The following is an 18,118-nucleotide window of genomic DNA, read 5'->3' as shown; positions in this document are numbered from 1 at the left end:
AGACGACAGGGACACACATGAACCTCGAAAAATTCACTGACCGCGCCAAGGGTTTCCTCCAGTCGGCGCAGACCGTTGCGATCCGGCTGAACCACCAGCGGATTTCGCCCGAGCATTTGCTGAAGGCGCTATTGGAGGACGAACAGGGCATGGCATCCGGCCTGATCGCGGCGGCGGGCGGCGATGCCAAGCGCGCACTGGTCGAAACCGACGCGGCGCTGGCGAAGATTCCGGCGGTGTCGGGCAGCGGCGCGCAACAATCGCCGGGGCTCGACAATGATAGCGTCCGACTGCTCGATTCCGCCGAACAGATCGCGCAAAAGGCGAGCGACAGCTTCGTCACGGTCGAACGGTTGCTGCTCGCGCTCACGCTCGCCACCACCACCAATGCCGGCCGCGCGCTGGCCGCTGCGGGGGTGAAGGCCGATGCACTCAACGCCGCGATCAACCAGTTGCGGCAGGGCCGCACCGCCGACACCGCAGGGGCCGAGGACCGTTACGACGCGCTCAAGAAATTCGCGCGCGACCTCACCCAAGCGGCGAAGGACGGCAAGCTCGACCCCGTGATCGGGCGCGACGAGGAAATCCGCCGCACCATCCAGATCCTCGCGCGCCGGACCAAAAACAACCCCGTCCTGATCGGCGACCCCGGCGTCGGCAAGACCGCGATTGCCGAAGGCCTGGCGCTGCGCATCGCCAATGGCGACGTGCCCGACACGCTGAAGGACCGCGCGCTGATGTCGCTCGACATGGGTTCCCTCATCGCGGGCGCGAAATATCGCGGCGAGTTTGAGGAGCGGCTGAAGGGTGTGCTCGACGAGGTCAAAGCCGCCGACGGCCATATCGTCCTGTTCATCGATGAAATGCACACACTGATCGGCGCGGGCAAAGGCGAGGGGGCAATGGATGCCGGGAACCTGCTGAAACCCGCGCTCGCACGCGGCGAACTCCATTGCATCGGCGCGACCACGCTCGACGAGTATCGCAAGCATGTCGAAAAAGACCCCGCGCTCCAGCGGCGCTTCCAGCCCGTGTTCGTCGGTGAGCCGACGGTGGAGGACACGATCAGCATCCTGCGCGGCTTGAAGGACCGCTACGAACTGCACCACGGCGTGCGCATTACCGACAGCGCTTTGGTGTCCGCCGCGACGCTATCCAACCGCTACATCACCGACCGCTTCCTGCCCGACAAGGCGATCGACCTGATGGACGAGGCCGCGTCGCGCATCCGCATGGAGGTGGAGTCGAAGCCCGAAGAAATCGAAAATCTCGACCGCCGCATCATCCAGCTGAAAATCGAGCGCGAGGCGCTGAAGAAGGAAACCGATGCCGCATCGAAGGACCGGCTGGTCAATCTCGAGGCCGAACTTGCCAATCTGGAGCAGCAATCCGCCGAACTGACCACGCGCTGGCAGGGTGAAAAGGACAAGATTGCGGGCGAGGCGAAGCTGAAGGAACAGCTCGACCATGCCCGGCTTGAGCTGGAACAGGCCCAGCGCGCGGGCGATCTGGGGAAGATGGCCGAGCTGAACTATGGCACCATCCCCGACCTCACCAAAAAACTGGAGGCGGCGCAGGTTTCCTCCGGCCCCGCCATGCTGCGCGAGGAAGTGACCGCCGACGATATCGCCGGCGTCGTCAGCCGCTGGACCGGCATCCCGGTCGATCGCATGCTGGCGGGCGAGCGCGAGAAATTGCTCAACATGGAGGCTGCGATCGGCAAGCGCGTGATCGGACAGGCGGCGGCAGTAAAGGCCGTCGCCACCGCCGTGCGCCGTTCGCGCGCCGGCTTGCAGGACCCCAACCGGCCGATGGGATCGTTCCTGTTCCTCGGCCCGACCGGCGTCGGCAAGACCGAGCTGACCAAGGCGCTCGCCGAATTCCTGTTCGACGACCCCACCGCGATGGTCCGCATCGACATGAGCGAATTCATGGAGAAGCACTCCGTCGCCCGCCTGATCGGCGCCCCCCCGGGCTATGTCGGTTACGAAGAAGGCGGCGTGCTGACCGAAGCCGTTCGCCGCCGCCCCTATCAGGTGATCCTGTTCGACGAGGTGGAGAAGGCGCACAGCGACGTCTTCAACATCCTGTTGCAGGTGCTCGACGACGGTCGCCTGACCGACGGTCAAGGCCGCACGGTCGATTTCACCAACACGATCATCGTGCTGACCTCGAACCTCGGCAGCCAGTATCTGACGCAGGTCGAGGACGGGCAGGACGTCTCCACGGTCGAACCGCAGGTGATGGAACTCGTCCGCGCGCATTTCCGCCCGGAATTCCTCAACCGGCTCGACGAGATCGTGCTGTTCCACCGTCTTGGCCGCGGCGAGATGGCACCGATCGTCGATATTCAGGTCGAACGGCTGGGCAAACTGCTGGCGGACCGCAAGATTCGGCTGGAACTGACGCCGGAAGCACGCGACTGGCTCGGCCGCGTCGGCTACGACCCCGTTTACGGCGCACGGCCGCTGAAACGCGCGGTTCAGCGCTATCTGCAAGACCCGCTCGCCGACGCGATTCTGCGCGGTGACGTGAAAGACGGCTGTACCGTCCGGGTCAGCGAAGGTGATGGCGGGCTGGTGCTCGCCCCGGCATGAACGCGGGGTTCGCGCTCCACCCCTCGATCGATCCCGCGCGGCTGGCAACAGCCTTTGCGCGGGACGGTCGGGTGCAGATCGCGCCGTTTCTGACCGACGCCCATGCCGAACGGCTGGCCGCGCACTTGGCCGCGCGGGCCGACTGGCGGCGGGTGCTGAACTCGAGCGACAAGGTTTTCGAGTTCGCCGCCGCAGAGTTGGCCGCCCTCACGCCGGACCAGCGCACGCGGCTCGACGATGCCGTCCACAGTGCCGCGCGCGCCGGGTTCCAATATCGCTATGATTCGATCCGCGTGCCCGACGCTGCGGCGGCACGTGCGGCGCAGGGCGATCCACTGGCCGCGCTCGCCGCATTTCTCTCAAGCCCGCCGGTCCTCGCCATGCTGGCATCGATCACCGGCGACACCGGCCCGACCTTCGCCGATGCCCAGGCGACGCGATACCTGTCCGGCGATTTCCTGACCGCGCATGACGATGCGGTGCCTGGCAAGAACCGCCACGCCGCTTATGTGCTGGGACTGACGCCGCAGTGGCGCGCCGAATGGGGTGGACTGCTGCTGTTCCATGGCGGCGCCGGCGGAATAGCCGAGGGCTATGTCCCCGGCTTCAACACGCTGAGCCTGTTTGCGGTGCCGCAAGCGCACAGCGTCAGCCTCGTCGCGCCCTATGCCGCGCACCCGCGTTTGTCAGTTACCGGCTGGCTGCGCAGCGGACAGCCCTGACCGCTCGCATCTGATTCACCCACAAAAAAGGGGCGGCACCTTGCGGCACCGCCCCCGAATTTGTCCCGTCGGGACGTGCGATCAATATTTGATGCGCGCGCTGACGAAGAACGAACGACCCATCACGTCGTAATAGGTCGGGAAGGTGTTGGTCTGCTCGCCCGAACCACCCGACTGTGCCGACGCCAGCAGCGGAGGCTGCTTGTCGAACAGGTTGGTGACGCCGATCGACAGGTCGAAATTGTCGGTTGGCGACGCGGCGAGCGTCAGGTCGAAATAGTCGGCCGAAGGCAGCTTCTCGACGAAGTAAACCGGCGCCGCGGTGATCCGCGCAGCGTCGTCCTCGGTCGCTCCCAGGTGACGCCACTGACCCGAAACGCGGATCAGGTCGGTGCCTGCCGTCAGGCGGGCAGTGTGACGCCATTTCGGCTTTGGCGGCGTGGTGGTCGCACCGACCGCGCACAGGCGACCGAAGGTACCCGCGCACTCACGGACGATCGGCAGGCCCTGCACCGGGGTAACGTCATAGTTCAACAGACGCGAACCCAGGAAGCTGAAGCCCAGACGGAAGTCCTCCGCACCGAACATCTGCTCGAACCGGTGGTTGTAGTTGACACCGACGTCGATGCCGTCGGTCTTGAGACCGCCGGTGTTCGCGTTGCGATCGTCGATCCGCTCGATCTGGCCCGCCGAGTTGCGGGTGATGAGCGAACAGAAGGCTGCCACGCGCTGCTCGAAACAAGCCGCACCGATATTGGCGGTACCAACGGTCGAGATATAGTCCTCGATCTCGATATTGTAGTAATCCACCGTCGCGCTGAAGCCCGGCAGGAAGGTAGGCGAGAGCACCGCGCCCACGGTCCACGTCGTGGCCGTTTCTTCCTTCAGGTTCGGGTTACCGCCCAGGAACGTCGGCGGGTTGACGATGGTCGCGCTGGCGAGCGCTGCACGCTGCAACGGATCGGCCAGCACCGCGGCCGGAATGCCCAGGCTCTGACAGAACGCATTGCGATCGCCACCCGGCGCCGCATTGGCGCCGCCGCAACCCTCGATGTTACCCGAGAAGCTGACGGTGTTGCCCAGGAACAGTTCGTTCACGCTCGGCCCGCGGATTGCCCGCGAATACTGGGCGCGGAACGACAGATCCCTGACCGGCGCCAGGATACCGCCAAACGCATAGGTATAAACGGTACCCGGTGCGTTCGAATAATCCGAAACGCGGCCTGCGGCATTCAGCTCCAGCTTGTGGATGAAGCCGTCGGTGATCAGCGGTACGTTGACTTCGGCGAAGGCCTCACGGACCGAATAGCTGCCGGCGGTCGGACGCCCCGGGTTGAAGCCCGCGACGTTGCCCGATGCCAGGAACTGATCCGGCGTGTTCGCACCCGCTTCACGACGCCACTCGACACCGACTGCGAGGCCGACCGGGCCACCGCCAATGTCGAACAGTTCGGAATTGGTGATCGCTGCAGTCGCCACCTCAGTGGTGTATTCCTGCAGGTTGGTCGCGCCGATGGCGAGATAGTTGATCGCCGCCTGCGAGATGTTGCCGGTGCCGAAGATGTTGGCCGGTACGCAGCCTGCTGCCCGTGCAGCCGCATCGGCACAAACCAGCTCGCCGCCGCCCGCGACGCCCACGAACGGGAACGGCGAGATCGCGCCGCCGGTCGGGTTGCGGAAAGCCGTCGTGGTTGCAGCGATGAAGTTGCTGATCGCAATATTGCCAGCCTGGCGCTGCGAGTTCTTGGTCCGCGCGTACATGTAGTTCGCGTCGTAGTTCCAGCCACCACCGATATCGCCGCGCACACCGGCAACGATGCGGTATGCATTGCGGTCATCGGTATTCTGGCGCGGCCCAAGCGGAACGGTACGATAGCCGAAGCTGGTCAGGCGGACGTAACCGTCACCCTGAACATCGAGGCCCGCCGTGGTCTCGCTTGCGTCGATCGCGTTCAGGCCATTGCGGACCGACTGCGAAAAGAAGGTCGAGTTGGTCTGCACGCGCAGCGCGCCAAGCGAGCCGGTGCCGAACGGTGTCGAGTTGCCGACCGGGGTCGCTGCCAATTCGGTCGTGACGCGGTTGTTGATGAACTGCGCTTCGATATACGGGATCACGGCCGGCGTGATCTCGTAATGACCGGAGGTCGAGATCAGGAAACGCTCCTGCGGGACAGTCAGATAGTTGACCGGTGCAAAGTTGTACGAATCGGTCGTATCGACGAACGGTCCGATGCTGCCATCGGGGTTGAAGTCGAGGTTCGTTGCCGCGCCGGTGCCGAAGAAGCCGCCAGCTGCCGTCGCCTGAGCGCCCGACAACAGGATGCGAGTCTGCGGGCCGCTTGGCGAGCCGGCATTGATGATCTCGCGCTGGCCCGTGGTCGTGCCCGGGACAAGGCGGTCGGTCAACGCCAGACGGCCGAATGGACGCGCACCGGCATAGGTGCCCTTGCGGTTCAGGTAGCTGACATGCGCAACCACATTGCCGCGGCCATCGTCGAGGTTCGCACCGATGGTGCCGCCGATGTTCCAGACCTGGCCGTCACCGCGCTCGGTTACGTCGTAGCTCGAGTTCAATTCGACGCCCGAGAAATCCTTCTTGGTGACGAAGTTGACGACGCCGGCGATCGCGTCCGAACCGTAAATGGCCGAACGGCCACCGGTCACGACGTCGATACGCTCGACCAGCGCGCCGGGGATGGTGTTGAGATCGACGACCTGGCTGACGTCGAAGGACACGTAGCGGCGGCCATCGACCAGCACGAGCGTGCGCGCCGTGCCGAGCAGACGCAGGTTGACGGTGGCAACGCCGCCGCCGGGGTTGTTCGACGAAGCGGTGGTCGTCGCGTTAACCTGCGGAAGGTCGTTCAGGACGTTCTCGATATTGCCCGAACCGGCCTGAAGCGCGATTTCCTCTGCGCCGATCGAAGCGATCGGAGCTGCCGTCTCGATGTCGGGACGCGCGATACGCGAACCGGTGACGATGACGGTCTGACCTTCTTCTTCAGCGACGCTTTCGACCGGGCCGACGTCCTGCGCGTGAGCAGGCGCGATGAACAATGCGCCGCTGAGCAGCAGCGTCGACGTCATCAGTCGCGTGCGAGTGATTGATACCATGAGTAGAGCACCCCTTCAAAATGGCGGTTTTCCGCCTGAGTTTGTCGATGCGCCGGAGGGACCGGGCGCAACATTTCGAGTGCATAGGTCGCGCCGCCGCTTGCCGACAATGGTGTTGTGCATGTGCAAAACAGGTTTGCCGGCAGTCGTGACAAAATCGTCACAGTTGCAACGGGTCCGTTCCGGCCCCGATCAACGCTTGCTTTCAGGGCGGTCGCGGGTGGGTTAGGGATGCGAAAATACCGGTTTCGGGAGGGTTGGATGATGAAGGTCTCGGGGTTTGTACTGGCACTTGCGGTGACCGCCGCTGCTGCGCCCCCCGCTGCGGCGCAGGAGCGCACGACCGGCGAGGGACAGGGCGGCGTCATCGTCGATGCGATCGCCGCGTGCCGCACCGTCACCGATTCCACAGCACGCCTGGCCTGTTTCGACAAGGCGGCGGGCGACCTGGCCGCCGCGCGCGAGCGCAAGGATCTGGTCGTACTCGACCGCGCCGAGGTGCAGAAGACGCGCCGCTCGCTGTTCGGTTTCACCCTTCCACGCATCAAACTGTTCGGCGGCGGCGACGACGAAGACAACAAGGAAGACATCCCGGAGATCAACGGCCGCGTCGCCGGCGTACTTCAGATCGCAGCCGATCGCTGGCAGGTGACGCTCGACGACGACACCCGCTGGATCACCACGGAATCGGCGCGCGGCTTTCCGCCGCGTTCGGGGGAAGCGGTGCGGATCCAGCGCGGCGCGCTGGGCAGCTACAACGCCTCGTTCAACAAGCGACGGTCGCTCAAGGTGCGGCGTATCGGGTGAAGGTTTGTCAGTCGGCCGTAACGGGCATCGATCCCGCGATCAGCAGCGGGTCGATCTTGGCATTGCGCCAGCGCATCCCCCAGTGAAGGTGCGGACCGGTCGAACGGCCCGTGGTGCCGACCGCGCCGATCGTCTGGCCGCGCCGCACGACATCGCCGACGCGCACGTCGATCCGCGACAGATGCAGGAATGCGCTGTTGAGGCCCATCCCGTGATCGACCATCAGCAGCTTGCCCTCCAGCGTAAAGGGGGCGCTGGCGGCGAGGATGACGACGCCGTCTGCGGGTGCCAGCACCGGGCTGCCGCTGGGCCGCGCGACATCCACGCCCGAATGATACGACCCCGGCTCGCCCTTATAGATGCGCTGCGAGCCGAACAGGCCGGAGATACGGCCGGTGATCGGCCACATGAAATTCTGTCGCCAGCCATGCGAATCCGATTTCAGCGCACGCGCGGCATTGATCTGCGCGACTTCGCCGGGGCGGCGGCGGGCATATTCCTCGCTCGGCTGCGAAATGCGCGGCAGCGTGTTCAGCCGCTCGATCCGCCACGCGCGCGGCTGGACCGATAGCGTGCGGCGCACTTCGCTGCCATCGACGCGGGTGGCGACGATCGCGGCACTCGGCCCGGCGTCGCGGTCGAAGGCGATCAGGAAGCGGCCATCGGCGGCGACGGGCACGTCCTGCCCCTGAAACACCAGCCGACTGGTCAGCGCGGGCGCGGTGCCCAGCACGGCACCGCCCTGAATCAACGGACCGTTGAAAATGAAACCGTTGCGCGATGCGGCGGGGCGGGCTTGCGGGACGGCGACGGCAACCGGCGGCGGCGCGGATGCGGGTGACGCCGCAACCGCCGCCATCTGTTCGGGTGCCATGCTGCACGTCCCCATGACGACCAGCGTGGCACTCGCGGTAATCAAGCCCCCCAGCTTCCTCATGCCGGCATCATCGCCTTTGTCGCCAGTTCGGCGCTGGCATAGGGTTCCTGCCGCGCGACGCTCCAGTAGCGCAGCGCCTCCAGCGAAATGCTATCGCCGCTGACCGCGCACACCACATGGTCGCCCGCCGACAGCACGCGAAAGCCATTGGCCATATAATGAAGCCGCGCGGCGCGGGCGTTGTTGGCGGACATCAGCATGGTATGGCTCACTTTAAACGGACACGATCAGAGCAAACTCGGCTGCTCTGGCTTGTCGCCAGCATAGGCTTTGCCGCCGCTGCGCTCAACCCGCGCATCGACCTCGCCATCCCCGAAATGGAGCTTTAGCGCGCCTTCGCCCCGTGCCGCCGCCGCCGATCCGATGACCTTGCCGCTCACCCGGCTTTCGACCCAGGCATAGCCGCGCGCCAGCGGGCGGTTGGGATGGACCGCGTCGAGCAGCTTGCCCGCGCCGTCCAATCGATGGCGCAGCGTCTCCAGCTTGCGTTCAAGCACCGCCGGGCGCAGCGCGCCGCCTGCCCGATCCAGCACCCCCCGCGCCACCGTTACCCGCCGTTCGAGCGCACGATCCAGCCGCGCACCCATATCATCGGCCTTTTGCCGCTGCGGCCCCAGCAGCGCATCGCGCTTCGGCAGCACGCGCACCAAAGCCGCCAGCCGCTCGCCGCCGCGCTCATGGTAACGCCGCGCACAACGCTCGGTGCGCAGGCCGAGCGAGGCGATCGCGTTGGCCAGTTCCGCGCGTACTGGCACCGCCATCTCTGCCGCAGCCGTCGGCGTCGGCGCACGCACGTCCGCCGCGAAATCGCACAGACTCGTGTCGGTTTCATGCCCCACCGCCGAGATCACCGGGATACTGCACCCCGCGACGGCGCGCACCACGACCTCCTCGTTGAACGCCCACAGATCCTCGATCGAGCCACCACCGCGCGCCACGATGATAAGGTCAGGACGCGGCACCGGCCCGTCATGTGGCATGGCATCGAATCCGCGAACCGCCGCCGCAACCTCCGCCGCCGCGCCGTCGCCCTGCACCTTGACCGGCCACACCAGCACATGGCTGGGAAAGCGATCCGCCAGCCGGTGGAGAATGTCACGGATCACCGCCCCGGTCGGCGATGTCACCACGCCAATGGTGCGTGGCACGAACGGCAGCGGCTTTGCGGGCCGGTCGAACAGCCCCTCCCCCTTCAGCTTGGCCTTCAGTTTCTCGAACAGCGCCATCAGCGCGCCTTCGCCCGCCAGCTCCATCCGCTCGATCACGATCTGGTATTTGGATCTGCCGGGATAGGTGGTCAGCTTGCCGGTGGCGATCACCTCGATCCCGTCCTGCGGGCTGAACGGGATCGCGGCGGCGGCCCCCCGCCACATCACCGCGTCGATCACCGCATCGGCATCCTTCAGCGCCAGATAGACATGCCCCGACGCCGCACGCTTATACCCCGAAATCTCACCGCGAAGGCGGACATGGCCGAACTCGCCCTCCACCATCCGTTTCAGCTTCATCGACAATTCGCCGACGGACAGCGGTGCGGCGTTGTCCCCTTCGCGCGCCTCCGCTACCAGCCGCGCCGAAGATGGATCGTCGAAGGGATCGGGCATGAATGTCCTGCTATTGGGTTCGGGTGGCCGCGAACATGCGCTCGCCTGGAAGCTCGCGCAATCGCCCCGGCTGGATAGCCTCCACGCGATTCCCGGCAACCCCGGAATCGCCGATCATGCGCAGTGCCACGACGTGCCGCTCACCGATCACGCCGCCGTCATCGATTTCTGCCGCGCCCATGACATTGGATTCATCGTGGTCGGCCCCGAGGCACCGTTGGTCGATGGACTGAGCAACGCCCTGCGCGCCGCCGGTCTCCCCGTGTTCGGCCCGTCCCAAGCCGCCGCACAGCTGGAGGGCTCAAAGGGCTTCACCAAGGATTTGTGCGCTCGCGAAAACATCCCGACCGCCGGTTACGTCCGCGTCACCGACCTCACCACCGCCCGCGCCGCGCTTGCCCGCGATTTTCCCCGCCCAGTCGTCATCAAGGCCGACGGCCTCGCGGCGGGCAAGGGCGTCACCATCGCCTTCACCGACGAAGAAGCCGAAACCGCCATCGCCGCGATCTTCGAGAAACCCGGCGGCGAAGCGGTGATCGAGGAATTCCTCGAAGGCGAAGAGGCCAGCCTGTTCGTCCTCACCGACGGCACCAACCTGATGCCGTTTGGCTCCGCACAGGACCACAAGCGCGTCGGCGATGGCGATACCGGCCCCAACACCGGCGGCATGGGCGCCTACAGCCCCGCCCGCGTGCTGACGCCTGCGCTGGAGGCGGAGGCGATCGACACCATCATCCGCCCGACGGTCGAGACGATGGCGGCGGACGGCATCCCCTATTCCGGCGTCCTCTATGCGGGCCTGATGCTCACCAGCGCCGGGCCGAAGCTGATCGAATATAACGCCCGCTTCGGCGACCCCGAATGCCAGGTGCTGATGATGCGGCTGGCGGACGACCTGCTGGAGATCATGCTGGCGGTCGAAGCGGGAGCGCTGGCTGACCACCCCGCCCCGAATTTCGCCGACGAGCCCGCGCTGACCGTCGTGATGGCGGCGAACAACTATCCCGGCACCCCCGAGACCGGCGGCGCGATCGGCGGCATCGCAGCGGCGGAAACGACCGGTGCAAAGGTGTTCCAGGCGGGCACGAAAATGGACGGCGACCAGCTGGTCGCAGCCGGAGGCCGCGTCCTCACCGTAACCGCGACCGGTGCGACGGTCACCGACGCGCAGACGGCAGCCTATCGCGCGGTCGACGCCATCGACTTCCCCACCGGCTTCTGCCGCCGCGACATCGGTTGGCGTGAGGTAGAGCGCGAGGGGTAACCACCGCTCGTGACTTCCGTCACCCTGAACTTGTTTCAGGGTCTACCGTGCCACGGGCGACGTCTTCGCGTGCTGTGGAGTGGATGCTGAAACAAGTTCAGCATGACGGGTTGAGAAAGAAGGTGGATCCACTAGCCCCAACCTACTTCTGACACTTTCAGACAAGTAATGTAACATTATCACCTGTTCATCCGCCGCTCATCTGCCCCGGCGCACCTCTGGTCGCATCGACGCGACTGTAAGGGCTCCACACCATGAAGCGCATCACCGCCCTCGTTTCCGCTTCCCTCCTGCTCGGGGCCGCAGCGCCGCCGCCTGCGCCGCAGCTGCGCGAACGGCCCCCCGCCCCGCGCGCCGACAATGATTCGCCGGTGCGCTGTCAGTATAATCCCGGCCGCTATCGGCCGCGCAGCACCGTGCCGGTGCGCCAGTTCGGCGGCGGGCGCAGCGTGTCCCCGCCACCCGCAATGATGGCCCCGCCCCCGCCTCCACCGCCTTCGCCGCCGCCAGCCTATGCACCCCCGCCCGTCCCCGGCTCCGCCGCCGACGCCACACGCGGCAAACAGGCCGAACAGCGCGCGCAGATGGTGCGCCCCGCCCCCGGCTATGCCCCGCCCGCTCCCCCTTACGGCGCACCCGGCAACCGCGAGCGTTACGAGGGCAAGGACGTCGCCGCGATCCAGTCGGTCGCCACCGCGCCCGTCTCCACCTTCTCGGTCGATGTCGATACCGGCGCCTATTCCAACGTTCGCCGCTTCCTTCAAAAGGGCGCCGCCGTGGCCGCCGAGGCGGTGCGGACCGAGGAGATGATCAACTATTTCCGCTACGATTACCCGTTGCCCGCCAGCCGCGCGGCCCCGTTCAGCGTCACCACCGATGTCGCAACCACGCCGTGGAACCCCGACACCCGGCTCGTCCGCATCGGCCTGCGCGGCTATGACGTGACCGCACAGGGCCGTCCCGCCGCCAATCTCGTCTTTCTGGTCGATGTGTCCGGATCGATGAGCAGCCCCGACAAGCTGCCTTTGGTCAAGACCGCGCTGACGATGCTCGCCGACAAGCTGTCCAAAAAGGACAAGGTTTCCATCGTCGTTTATGCGGGCGCGGCGGGCGTGGTGCTCGAACCCACTTCCAGCGCGAAGCATATCAAGGCGGCGCTCGATTGTCTGGAGGCCGGCGGATCGACCGCCGGCGCACAGGGCATCCAGATGGCCTACAACATCGCCGCCGCGAACTTCGTGCGGGGCGGGATCAACCGCATCTTCGTCGCCACCGACGGCGATTTCAACGTCGGCGTCAGCGACAACAAGCAGCTGGAGGCGCTGGTCAAGAAGAACCGCGACAGCGGCATCACCCTCACCACGCTCGGCTTTGGCGAGGGCAATTACAACGAGGCATTGATGGAGCGCATCGCCGACCTCGGCAATGGCAACTACGCCTATATCGACAGCGCGATGGAGGCACAGAAGGTGCTGGACGACGAACTGTCCGCCTCGCTCTTCACCATCGCCAAGGACGTGAAGGTGCAGGTCGAGTTCAACCCGGCACAGGTCAGCCAGTACCGCCTGATCGGTTACGAAAACCGCGCGCTGGCCGAGGAAGATTTCGACAATGATGCGGTCGATGCCGGCGATATCGGCGCGGGGCATCAGGTGACGGCGATCTACGAAGTCGTCCCCACCGGCGCAAAAGGCTGGCTGCCCGACCGCCGCTATGACGGCAATCGCCCGGCGGCTGCTCCGGGCAAGGGCAGCGAACTTGCCTATGTCCGCCTGCGCTACAAACTTCCGGGCGAGGACAGCTCGAAGCTGATCGAACGCGCGATCCCGGCGTCACTGATCCGCTCAGCCGCAGCGCCCACCGGCGACATGGCCTTCGCCACCGCCGTCGCCGCCTTCGGCCAGAAACTGCGCGGCGACAAATATATCGGCCGCTACGGCTTCGCCGATATCCGCGGACTGGCGGGCAATCCGCAGGGCTATTGGCGCAACGAATTCCTGAAACTGGCGCAGCTGGCGGCGGTGCAGGAGGTGCGGACGGCGTCGAAGGATTGAGCGAACCGTCGCCCCAGCGAAAGCTGGGGCCTCGTGCCACAAGCGTTGCGCTCTTGGCGGGAGACCCCAGCTTTCGCTGGGGTGACGGTTCAGCCGACCTCACTCACCAACAGCTTGTCGATCTTGTGCCCGTCCATATCGACCACCTCGAACCGCCAGCCCTGCTCGACGAAACTTTCGCCCTCGTTCGGCAACCGCTTCAGCACCGCCAGCGCCAGCCCCGCGACGGTGGCGAAATCCCGGTCCTCGGGCAAATCGATCCCGATCCGCTCCGCCAATGAATCGGCTGCCAGTTGCCCCGATACCAGCAGCGACCCGTCGTCTCGCACCACGATCGACGGGTTATCGCCGGCATCGGCATCCGACGCGAACTCGCCCGCAATCGCCGCCAGCAGATCGGCAGGGGTCACGATCCCCTCGAAATGGCCATATTCGTCATGCACGAAACCCATCGGCACGGCCGCGCGGCGCAGCGCGCTCAGCGCGTCCATCGCATCGACCTGATCGGGCAGCACCGGCGCGGTATGCATCAAACGACGCAGATCCAGCGTTTCGCCCCGGATCAGCGCCGTCACCACGTCGCGCGCCTGCACCACGCCGATCACATCGTCGACCGATCCGTCCGTCACCGGCAGGCGCGTGTGCGGCGTTTCCGCCAGCGCCTTGCGGATGCCCGCCTCGTCCAGATTGACGTCGATCCAGTCGACCTCGGTACGCGGCGTCATCACCTCGCGCACCGGGCGATCGGCCAGCCGCACGACGCCCGATATGATCGACCGCTCATGCTCCTCGATCACGCCCGAATGCGTCGCCTGCGCCACCAGCATGTGCAGCTCCTCGGCGGTGACGTGATTCTCCGATTCGCGCTTCATACCCAGCAAGCGAAAGATCAGCGCACTGCTCTGGTCGAGCACCCACACGATCGGCGCGGTGATACGCGACAGCCACAACATCGGCGTGGCGACGAGCACCGCGATCGGCTCGGGCGAGCGCAATGCGAACTGCTTCGGCACCAGTTCGCCGACGATCAACGACGCATAGGTAGTAAACGCGATCACGATCGCAAAGCCCAGCGTTTCCGCCAGCTCCTTCTCAATCCCCAGCATCTCGATTCGCGCCGCCATCGGCATGCCCAGGCTGGCACCGGAATAAGCGCCATTGATGACGCCGATCAGGGTGATGCCGATCTGCACCGTGGACAGGAATTTGCCGGGATTCTCGGCCAGATCCATCGCCGTTCGCGCGCCGCGCTTGCCCGCGCGTGCCAGCCCCTCAAGCCGCGCCTTGCGTGCCGAGACGATGGCGAGTTCGGACATCGCGAACACACCGTTCAGCGCGACCAGCGCCAGGATGATCGCCACGTCGATCCACGGAAATGAAGGGAGAGGGTCCATTGGCCTGTCCGCCCCTTAGTCGGAATCGCCGCACCTGCACAATGATCGAATGAGTCCCGGTCGATCCGCAGGCGGAACAAGAAGCGGGGCAGGCGGTTATCGGGCCACAGGTTCAAAGGAGAATATCATGCGTAACTGGCCCCTCATCCCCGCCATCGCCGCGATGGCGCTGGTCGGCGCGTGCGTCACCGATCCGGTGACCGGCGAACAGCGCATGTCGAAGGCGGGCATTGGCGCGATCGGCGGCGCGCTCGGCGGCTATCTGCTCGGCGACATCGTCGGCGGACGGCGTGACCGCACCGAAAAGATCGTCGGCGCGGGCATCGGTGCGGTCGCCGGCGCCGCGATCGGCAGCTATATGGACAAGCAGGAGCGCGAGATTCGTGAACGCACTGCCGGGACGGACGTCGAGGTCATCCGCCGTGGCGACGACCTGATCCTGTCGATGCCATCGGGTATCACCTTCGCCACCGACAGCTCGACCGTGCAGTCGCAGTTCCGCCCGACGCTGGACAAGGTTGCGGACGTGCTCGACCGCTACAACCAGACCTATGTCGATGTGTACGGCCACACCGATTCGACCGGGGCCGACGCGTATAACCAGACCCTGTCCGAACGCCGCGCAGACGCGGTCGCCGATTATCTGGTCACGCGCGGCGTCGAGGAAGCTCGCCTCGAAACCCTCGGCTATGGCGAAACCCAGCCGATCGCCTCCAACGACACGGTCGAAGGCCGCGCCCAGAACCGCCGGGTCGAGATCAAGATCGTGCCGGTGCGTGAGGGCGATATGCGGTAACGAGAGTATTGCGGCGGGACGGTTTATCGTCGTTCCGCCGCCAAATCCCACGCGGCGCGGACCGCACCCGTGAAGATCGGGCGGTATTTTCGGACCTCCGCTTGAGATGCGGGCGTGAAGCCTACAAAAGAGCGGATACGTTCAAGAGCACCGCTCTCGGCCTTGCGATAGAATGATCGCACCTCTGCGGGTGCGCTACCCCGCCGGTGAAGATAAGTTGCAAACGACCACATTCCGGCAATCCTGTCGGGGTGGGAAAGCACCAGACTGGAGCGGCTGACAAGTGCCTTGCGGTAAAGCGGCTCGGCCTCCGCGTACCGGCCCTGCTCATCAAGATAAATAGCGAGATTGTTATAGGCGGTGCCGATATAGGGATCGTCGATAGCCAAGGATTGCTCGTAGATTGCCAGCGCCCTGCGATACAGGGACTCGACCTCGGCGCGACGATTCTGGGCTTTCAGATTGACCGCCAAATTGATCATAGTGGTCGCGCGATCGGGATGGGTTGTCGGCAACTGGCGTTCGTGCATCGACAACGCCTTGCGATGCAGCGGTTCGGCCTCGGCATACCGACCTTGCGCATCCAGGCTGGACGCGAGACCGCCAATTGTCGTGGCAATAAAATGGGATACGGCTGGCGGGTTGCGCTCATACAATGTCAGCGCCCTCCGAAAAAACGGTTCGGCATCGGCATGACGGTCTTGGTAAAGCAGATTGAATGCCAGGTTGACTGTGCTGGCCGTCACTTCGGAATCTCCCGGCGGAAGCGTCCGTTCACGTATGGCGAGTTCTTTTCGCTGGAGAGGTTCCGCATCCGCGTAACGACCCTGCTCATTCAGCTTGAATAACAGGCTCGAAATGCTGGCCGCAGTGCGACGATCTCCAAGCGGCAGCGCCTTTTCATAGATCGCCAAAGCCGTGAAATTCAGCCGCTCCGCCTCGGAACGACGGCCCAGCACGTTTAGGTTGGCCGCACGCGTATCCATGCTTTCGGCGATATCGGGATGACCGGCCGGCAAGGTGCGTTCGGCCAGCGCTTGCGCGCGACGCCCATATATTTCACCGGAACGCGAATCGTCTCTCATTCGCGCGACGTTGGACAACCATATCATCACATCCAGGCATTTGTCCGTTTCTGGCCGCACCGCCTCGCATTTCGCCAGTTCCACTTCGGCGGCGGCGAACGCACGAGCATAATCGCCCTGCCTGTACGCCGCCTCACTTGCGCTACCATAATGCCATCGCTTCCCCGCCATTGCAGGCTGCGCGCTTGTGGCGGCAAGCACGGCTGAAACGCCGGCTAGCAGGCGGAAAATTCGCATTGTCGCCAGCCTATCACACTGCGCTCGCAACGATACTGACAAAGCCGGTGGAAAACCCTCAACGCCGCGCCGCGAAGAAATCCCGCAACAACGCCCCCGCCTCGCCCTCACCGATCCCCGAATAAACCTCCGGCCGGTGATGGCAGGTCGGCTGCCCGAAAAACCGTGGCCCATGCTCCACCGCGCCGCCCTTGGGATCGCTCGCGCCATAATAGACCCGCGTGATCCTGGCGTGCGCAATCGCTCCCGCGCACATCGCGCATGGCTCCAGCGTCACCCACAGATCGCAATCCGCCAGCCGATCGCGGCCCAGCGTCGCCGCCGCCGCACGAATCGCCAGTATCTCGGCATGCGCAGTCGGATCGTTCAGCGTGCGGGGCGCGTTCGCTGCCACCGCGACGACGGCCTCGCCGCACATCACGACCGCTCCCACCGGCACCTCGCCCGCCTCGGTAGCGGCACGCGCGGCATCCAGTGCAATACGCATCGGTTCGGGAAGCGGAAACATGGGGCCGCTATGCCGCACGCCGCCGGTAATGGCTATGCAGTGGCGGGCTTCGGCTCGGGCTTAAGCAGCGTGATGAGCGCGAATCCCACCCCCGGCAGATAGCCGAGCAAGGTGAGCAGGCAGGCGAGCCAGAACTCCCGGCCCGCCCCCTTTACCCAGAACACCGCGAGCGGTGGTACCAGCAACGCTGCCAGATACTCGGCAAAACGCGTTTCGGTCATCGGGTCGTCCTTATTGCGCCGGTGCAGGCGTCGGCTGCGCCTTCTCGACTTCGACGGTCGGCACCTGGATCACCTTGTTCTCCATCGTGATCGTCGGCACCTGAATCGTCTTGTTGGTCGTTCCCATGCCGACTTCGCCGACATCGGCCTCGACCGCCGGCGCCTTGCCGCCCTCCAGCTTGATTTCCGGCAGCGAGCCGGGTTTCATGTTCACGCTCATCATGCCAAGCGACATGAGAACGACGATCACCACCGCCGCGAGGCCCAATATGGCCAGAATTGCACGCATCGTTCGTCTCCCTATCGAATCGTTTGCGTAATAACGCGTCGTTGACCATAGGGGTTGCATCCGAGACAGGGAACAAGGTTGACGAAAAGCCGCTGTCCCGTTATCGGCCCCCTCTTTCCGGACCTACCGGAACAGGCAGAAACACTAGGAATATAGCGATGTCGCGCATTTGCGAGCTGACCGGCAAGGGCCGGCAGGTGGGACACAATGTTTCCCACGCCAACAACAAGACCAAGCGGACCTTTCTGCCCAATCTGCAGAATGTGACGCTGATGTCGGAGGCGCTGGAGCGCTCGATTCGCCTGCGCGTGTCGACCCACGGCCTGCGTTCGGTCGAGCATAATGGCGGCCTCGACAACTGGCTGCTCAAGACCGGCGACGACAAGCTGTCACTGCGCGCCCGCCGCCTGAAGCGCGAGATCGCCAAAAAGGCAGTCCCCGCCGCCGCCTGAACCCGATCGGGTTTGACGGTACGAATCGGCCCGCTCC

General features: G+C 65.2%; 16 protein-coding genes. 7 read left to right on the top strand and 9 right to left on the bottom strand.

The window, feature by feature from the left end; all coding sequences use genetic code 11:
* Positions 1–17 precede the first annotated feature (17 nt).
* Both clpB and U1702_RS16520 read left to right on the top strand, forming a co-directional pair.
* Positions 18–2,597 carry an ATP-dependent chaperone ClpB gene (gene clpB / locus U1702_RS16525; RefSeq protein ID WP_332726267.1) on the top strand — a complete coding sequence of 860 codons (2,580 nt, stop codon included), beginning with the start codon at positions 18–20 and terminating at the stop codon, positions 2,595–2,597.
* Positions 2,594–3,319, top strand: coding sequence for a 2OG-Fe(II) oxygenase (locus U1702_RS16520; RefSeq protein ID WP_332726266.1), 726 nt, complete (start codon positions 2,594–2,596; stop codon positions 3,317–3,319). The genes clpB and U1702_RS16520 overlap by 4 nt, the downstream gene beginning before the upstream one ends.
* A gap of 81 nt (positions 3,320–3,400) precedes the next feature.
* Here U1702_RS16520 and U1702_RS16515 read toward each other — a convergent pair whose 3' ends face one another.
* The gene (locus tag U1702_RS16515) at positions 3,401–6,433 is read right to left on the bottom strand and encodes a TonB-dependent receptor domain-containing protein (protein WP_332726265.1); all 3,033 of its coding nucleotides are present in this window, start codon (positions 6,431–6,433) and stop codon (positions 3,401–3,403) included.
* A gap of 261 nt (positions 6,434–6,694) precedes the next feature.
* Here U1702_RS16515 and U1702_RS16510 point away from each other — a divergent pair, with 261 nt between their 5' ends.
* Positions 6,695–7,240, top strand: a complete 546-nt coding sequence (locus tag U1702_RS16510; RefSeq protein WP_332726264.1) for a hypothetical protein — start codon at positions 6,695–6,697, stop codon at positions 7,238–7,240.
* Between the two features lie 7 nt (positions 7,241–7,247).
* Here U1702_RS16510 and U1702_RS16505 read toward each other — a convergent pair whose 3' ends face one another.
* The 3 genes from U1702_RS16505 to xseA are packed head-to-tail and all read right to left on the bottom strand — an operon-like array spanning position 7,248 to position 9,781.
* Entirely contained in the window at positions 7,248–8,177 is a 930-nt protein-coding gene (locus U1702_RS16505; protein WP_332726263.1) for a M23 family metallopeptidase, read from the bottom strand.
* Positions 8,174–8,377: a DUF2093 domain-containing protein gene (locus tag U1702_RS16500; protein ID WP_332726262.1), complete on the bottom strand. Its 204-nt coding sequence runs from the start codon at positions 8,375–8,377 to the stop codon at positions 8,174–8,176. The genes U1702_RS16505 and U1702_RS16500 overlap by 4 nt, the downstream gene beginning before the upstream one ends.
* 27 nt (positions 8,378–8,404) lie before the next feature.
* The gene (xseA, locus tag U1702_RS16495) at positions 8,405–9,781 is read right to left on the bottom strand and encodes an exodeoxyribonuclease VII large subunit (RefSeq protein ID WP_332726261.1); all 1,377 of its coding nucleotides are present in this window, start codon (positions 9,779–9,781) and stop codon (positions 8,405–8,407) included.
* Between xseA and purD the strand changes: the two genes are divergently transcribed.
* Both purD and U1702_RS16485 read left to right on the top strand, forming a co-directional pair.
* On the top strand, positions 9,780–11,045 hold the full coding sequence (gene purD, locus U1702_RS16490) for a phosphoribosylamine--glycine ligase (RefSeq protein WP_332726260.1): 1,266 nt from the start codon (positions 9,780–9,782) through the stop codon (positions 11,043–11,045). The two genes, xseA and purD, sit on opposite strands and share 2 nt — an antisense overlap.
* A gap of 254 nt (positions 11,046–11,299) precedes the next feature.
* Positions 11,300–13,099: a vWA domain-containing protein gene (locus U1702_RS16485; RefSeq protein WP_332726259.1), complete on the top strand. Its 1,800-nt coding sequence runs from the start codon at positions 11,300–11,302 to the stop codon at positions 13,097–13,099.
* 89 nt (positions 13,100–13,188) lie between these two features.
* On the opposite strand, the gene U1702_RS16480 is transcribed toward U1702_RS16485, so the two are convergent.
* On the bottom strand, positions 13,189–14,493 hold the full coding sequence (locus U1702_RS16480) for a hemolysin family protein (protein ID WP_332726258.1): 1,305 nt from the start codon (positions 14,491–14,493) through the stop codon (positions 13,189–13,191).
* Positions 14,494–14,620: 127 nt separating this feature from the next.
* Between U1702_RS16480 and U1702_RS16475 the strand changes: the two genes are divergently transcribed.
* On the top strand, positions 14,621–15,289 hold the full coding sequence (locus U1702_RS16475; RefSeq protein WP_332726257.1) for a YiaD family glycine zipper/OmpA-like lipoprotein: 669 nt from the start codon (positions 14,621–14,623) through the stop codon (positions 15,287–15,289).
* Positions 15,290–15,312: 23 nt separating this feature from the next.
* Here the strand turns inward: U1702_RS16475 and U1702_RS16470 are convergent, their stop codons facing one another.
* Genes U1702_RS16470 through U1702_RS16455 form a run of 4 tightly spaced genes read right to left on the bottom strand, consistent with a single transcriptional unit; the run spans position 15,313 to position 17,629 of the window.
* Complete coding sequence (locus U1702_RS16470; protein ID WP_332726256.1) at positions 15,313–16,611, bottom strand: tetratricopeptide repeat protein; 1,299 nt, start codon at positions 16,609–16,611, stop codon at positions 15,313–15,315.
* 58 nt (positions 16,612–16,669) lie between these two features.
* A complete protein-coding gene (locus tag U1702_RS16465; RefSeq protein ID WP_332726255.1) occupies positions 16,670–17,119 on the bottom strand; it encodes a nucleoside deaminase in 450 nt (149 codons plus the stop codon).
* Positions 17,120–17,151: 32 nt separating this feature from the next.
* Positions 17,152–17,340, bottom strand: a complete 189-nt coding sequence (locus U1702_RS16460; protein ID WP_332726254.1) for a YqaE/Pmp3 family membrane protein — start codon at positions 17,338–17,340, stop codon at positions 17,152–17,154.
* Between the two features lie 10 nt (positions 17,341–17,350).
* Entirely contained in the window at positions 17,351–17,629 is a 279-nt protein-coding gene (locus U1702_RS16455; protein ID WP_332726253.1) for a hypothetical protein, read from the bottom strand.
* A gap of 158 nt (positions 17,630–17,787) precedes the next feature.
* On the opposite strand from U1702_RS16455, the gene rpmB reads away from it, so the two are divergent.
* Entirely contained in the window at positions 17,788–18,081 is a 294-nt protein-coding gene (gene rpmB / locus U1702_RS16450; RefSeq protein WP_254291336.1) for a 50S ribosomal protein L28, read from the top strand.
* Positions 18,082–18,118 lie beyond the last annotated feature (37 nt).

This window comes from Sphingomonas sp. LT1P40, assembly GCF_036663835.1.
Classification (GTDB): domain Bacteria; phylum Pseudomonadota; class Alphaproteobacteria; order Sphingomonadales; family Sphingomonadaceae; genus Sphingomonas.
This window is presented reverse-complemented; position numbering and strand designations above follow the sequence as displayed.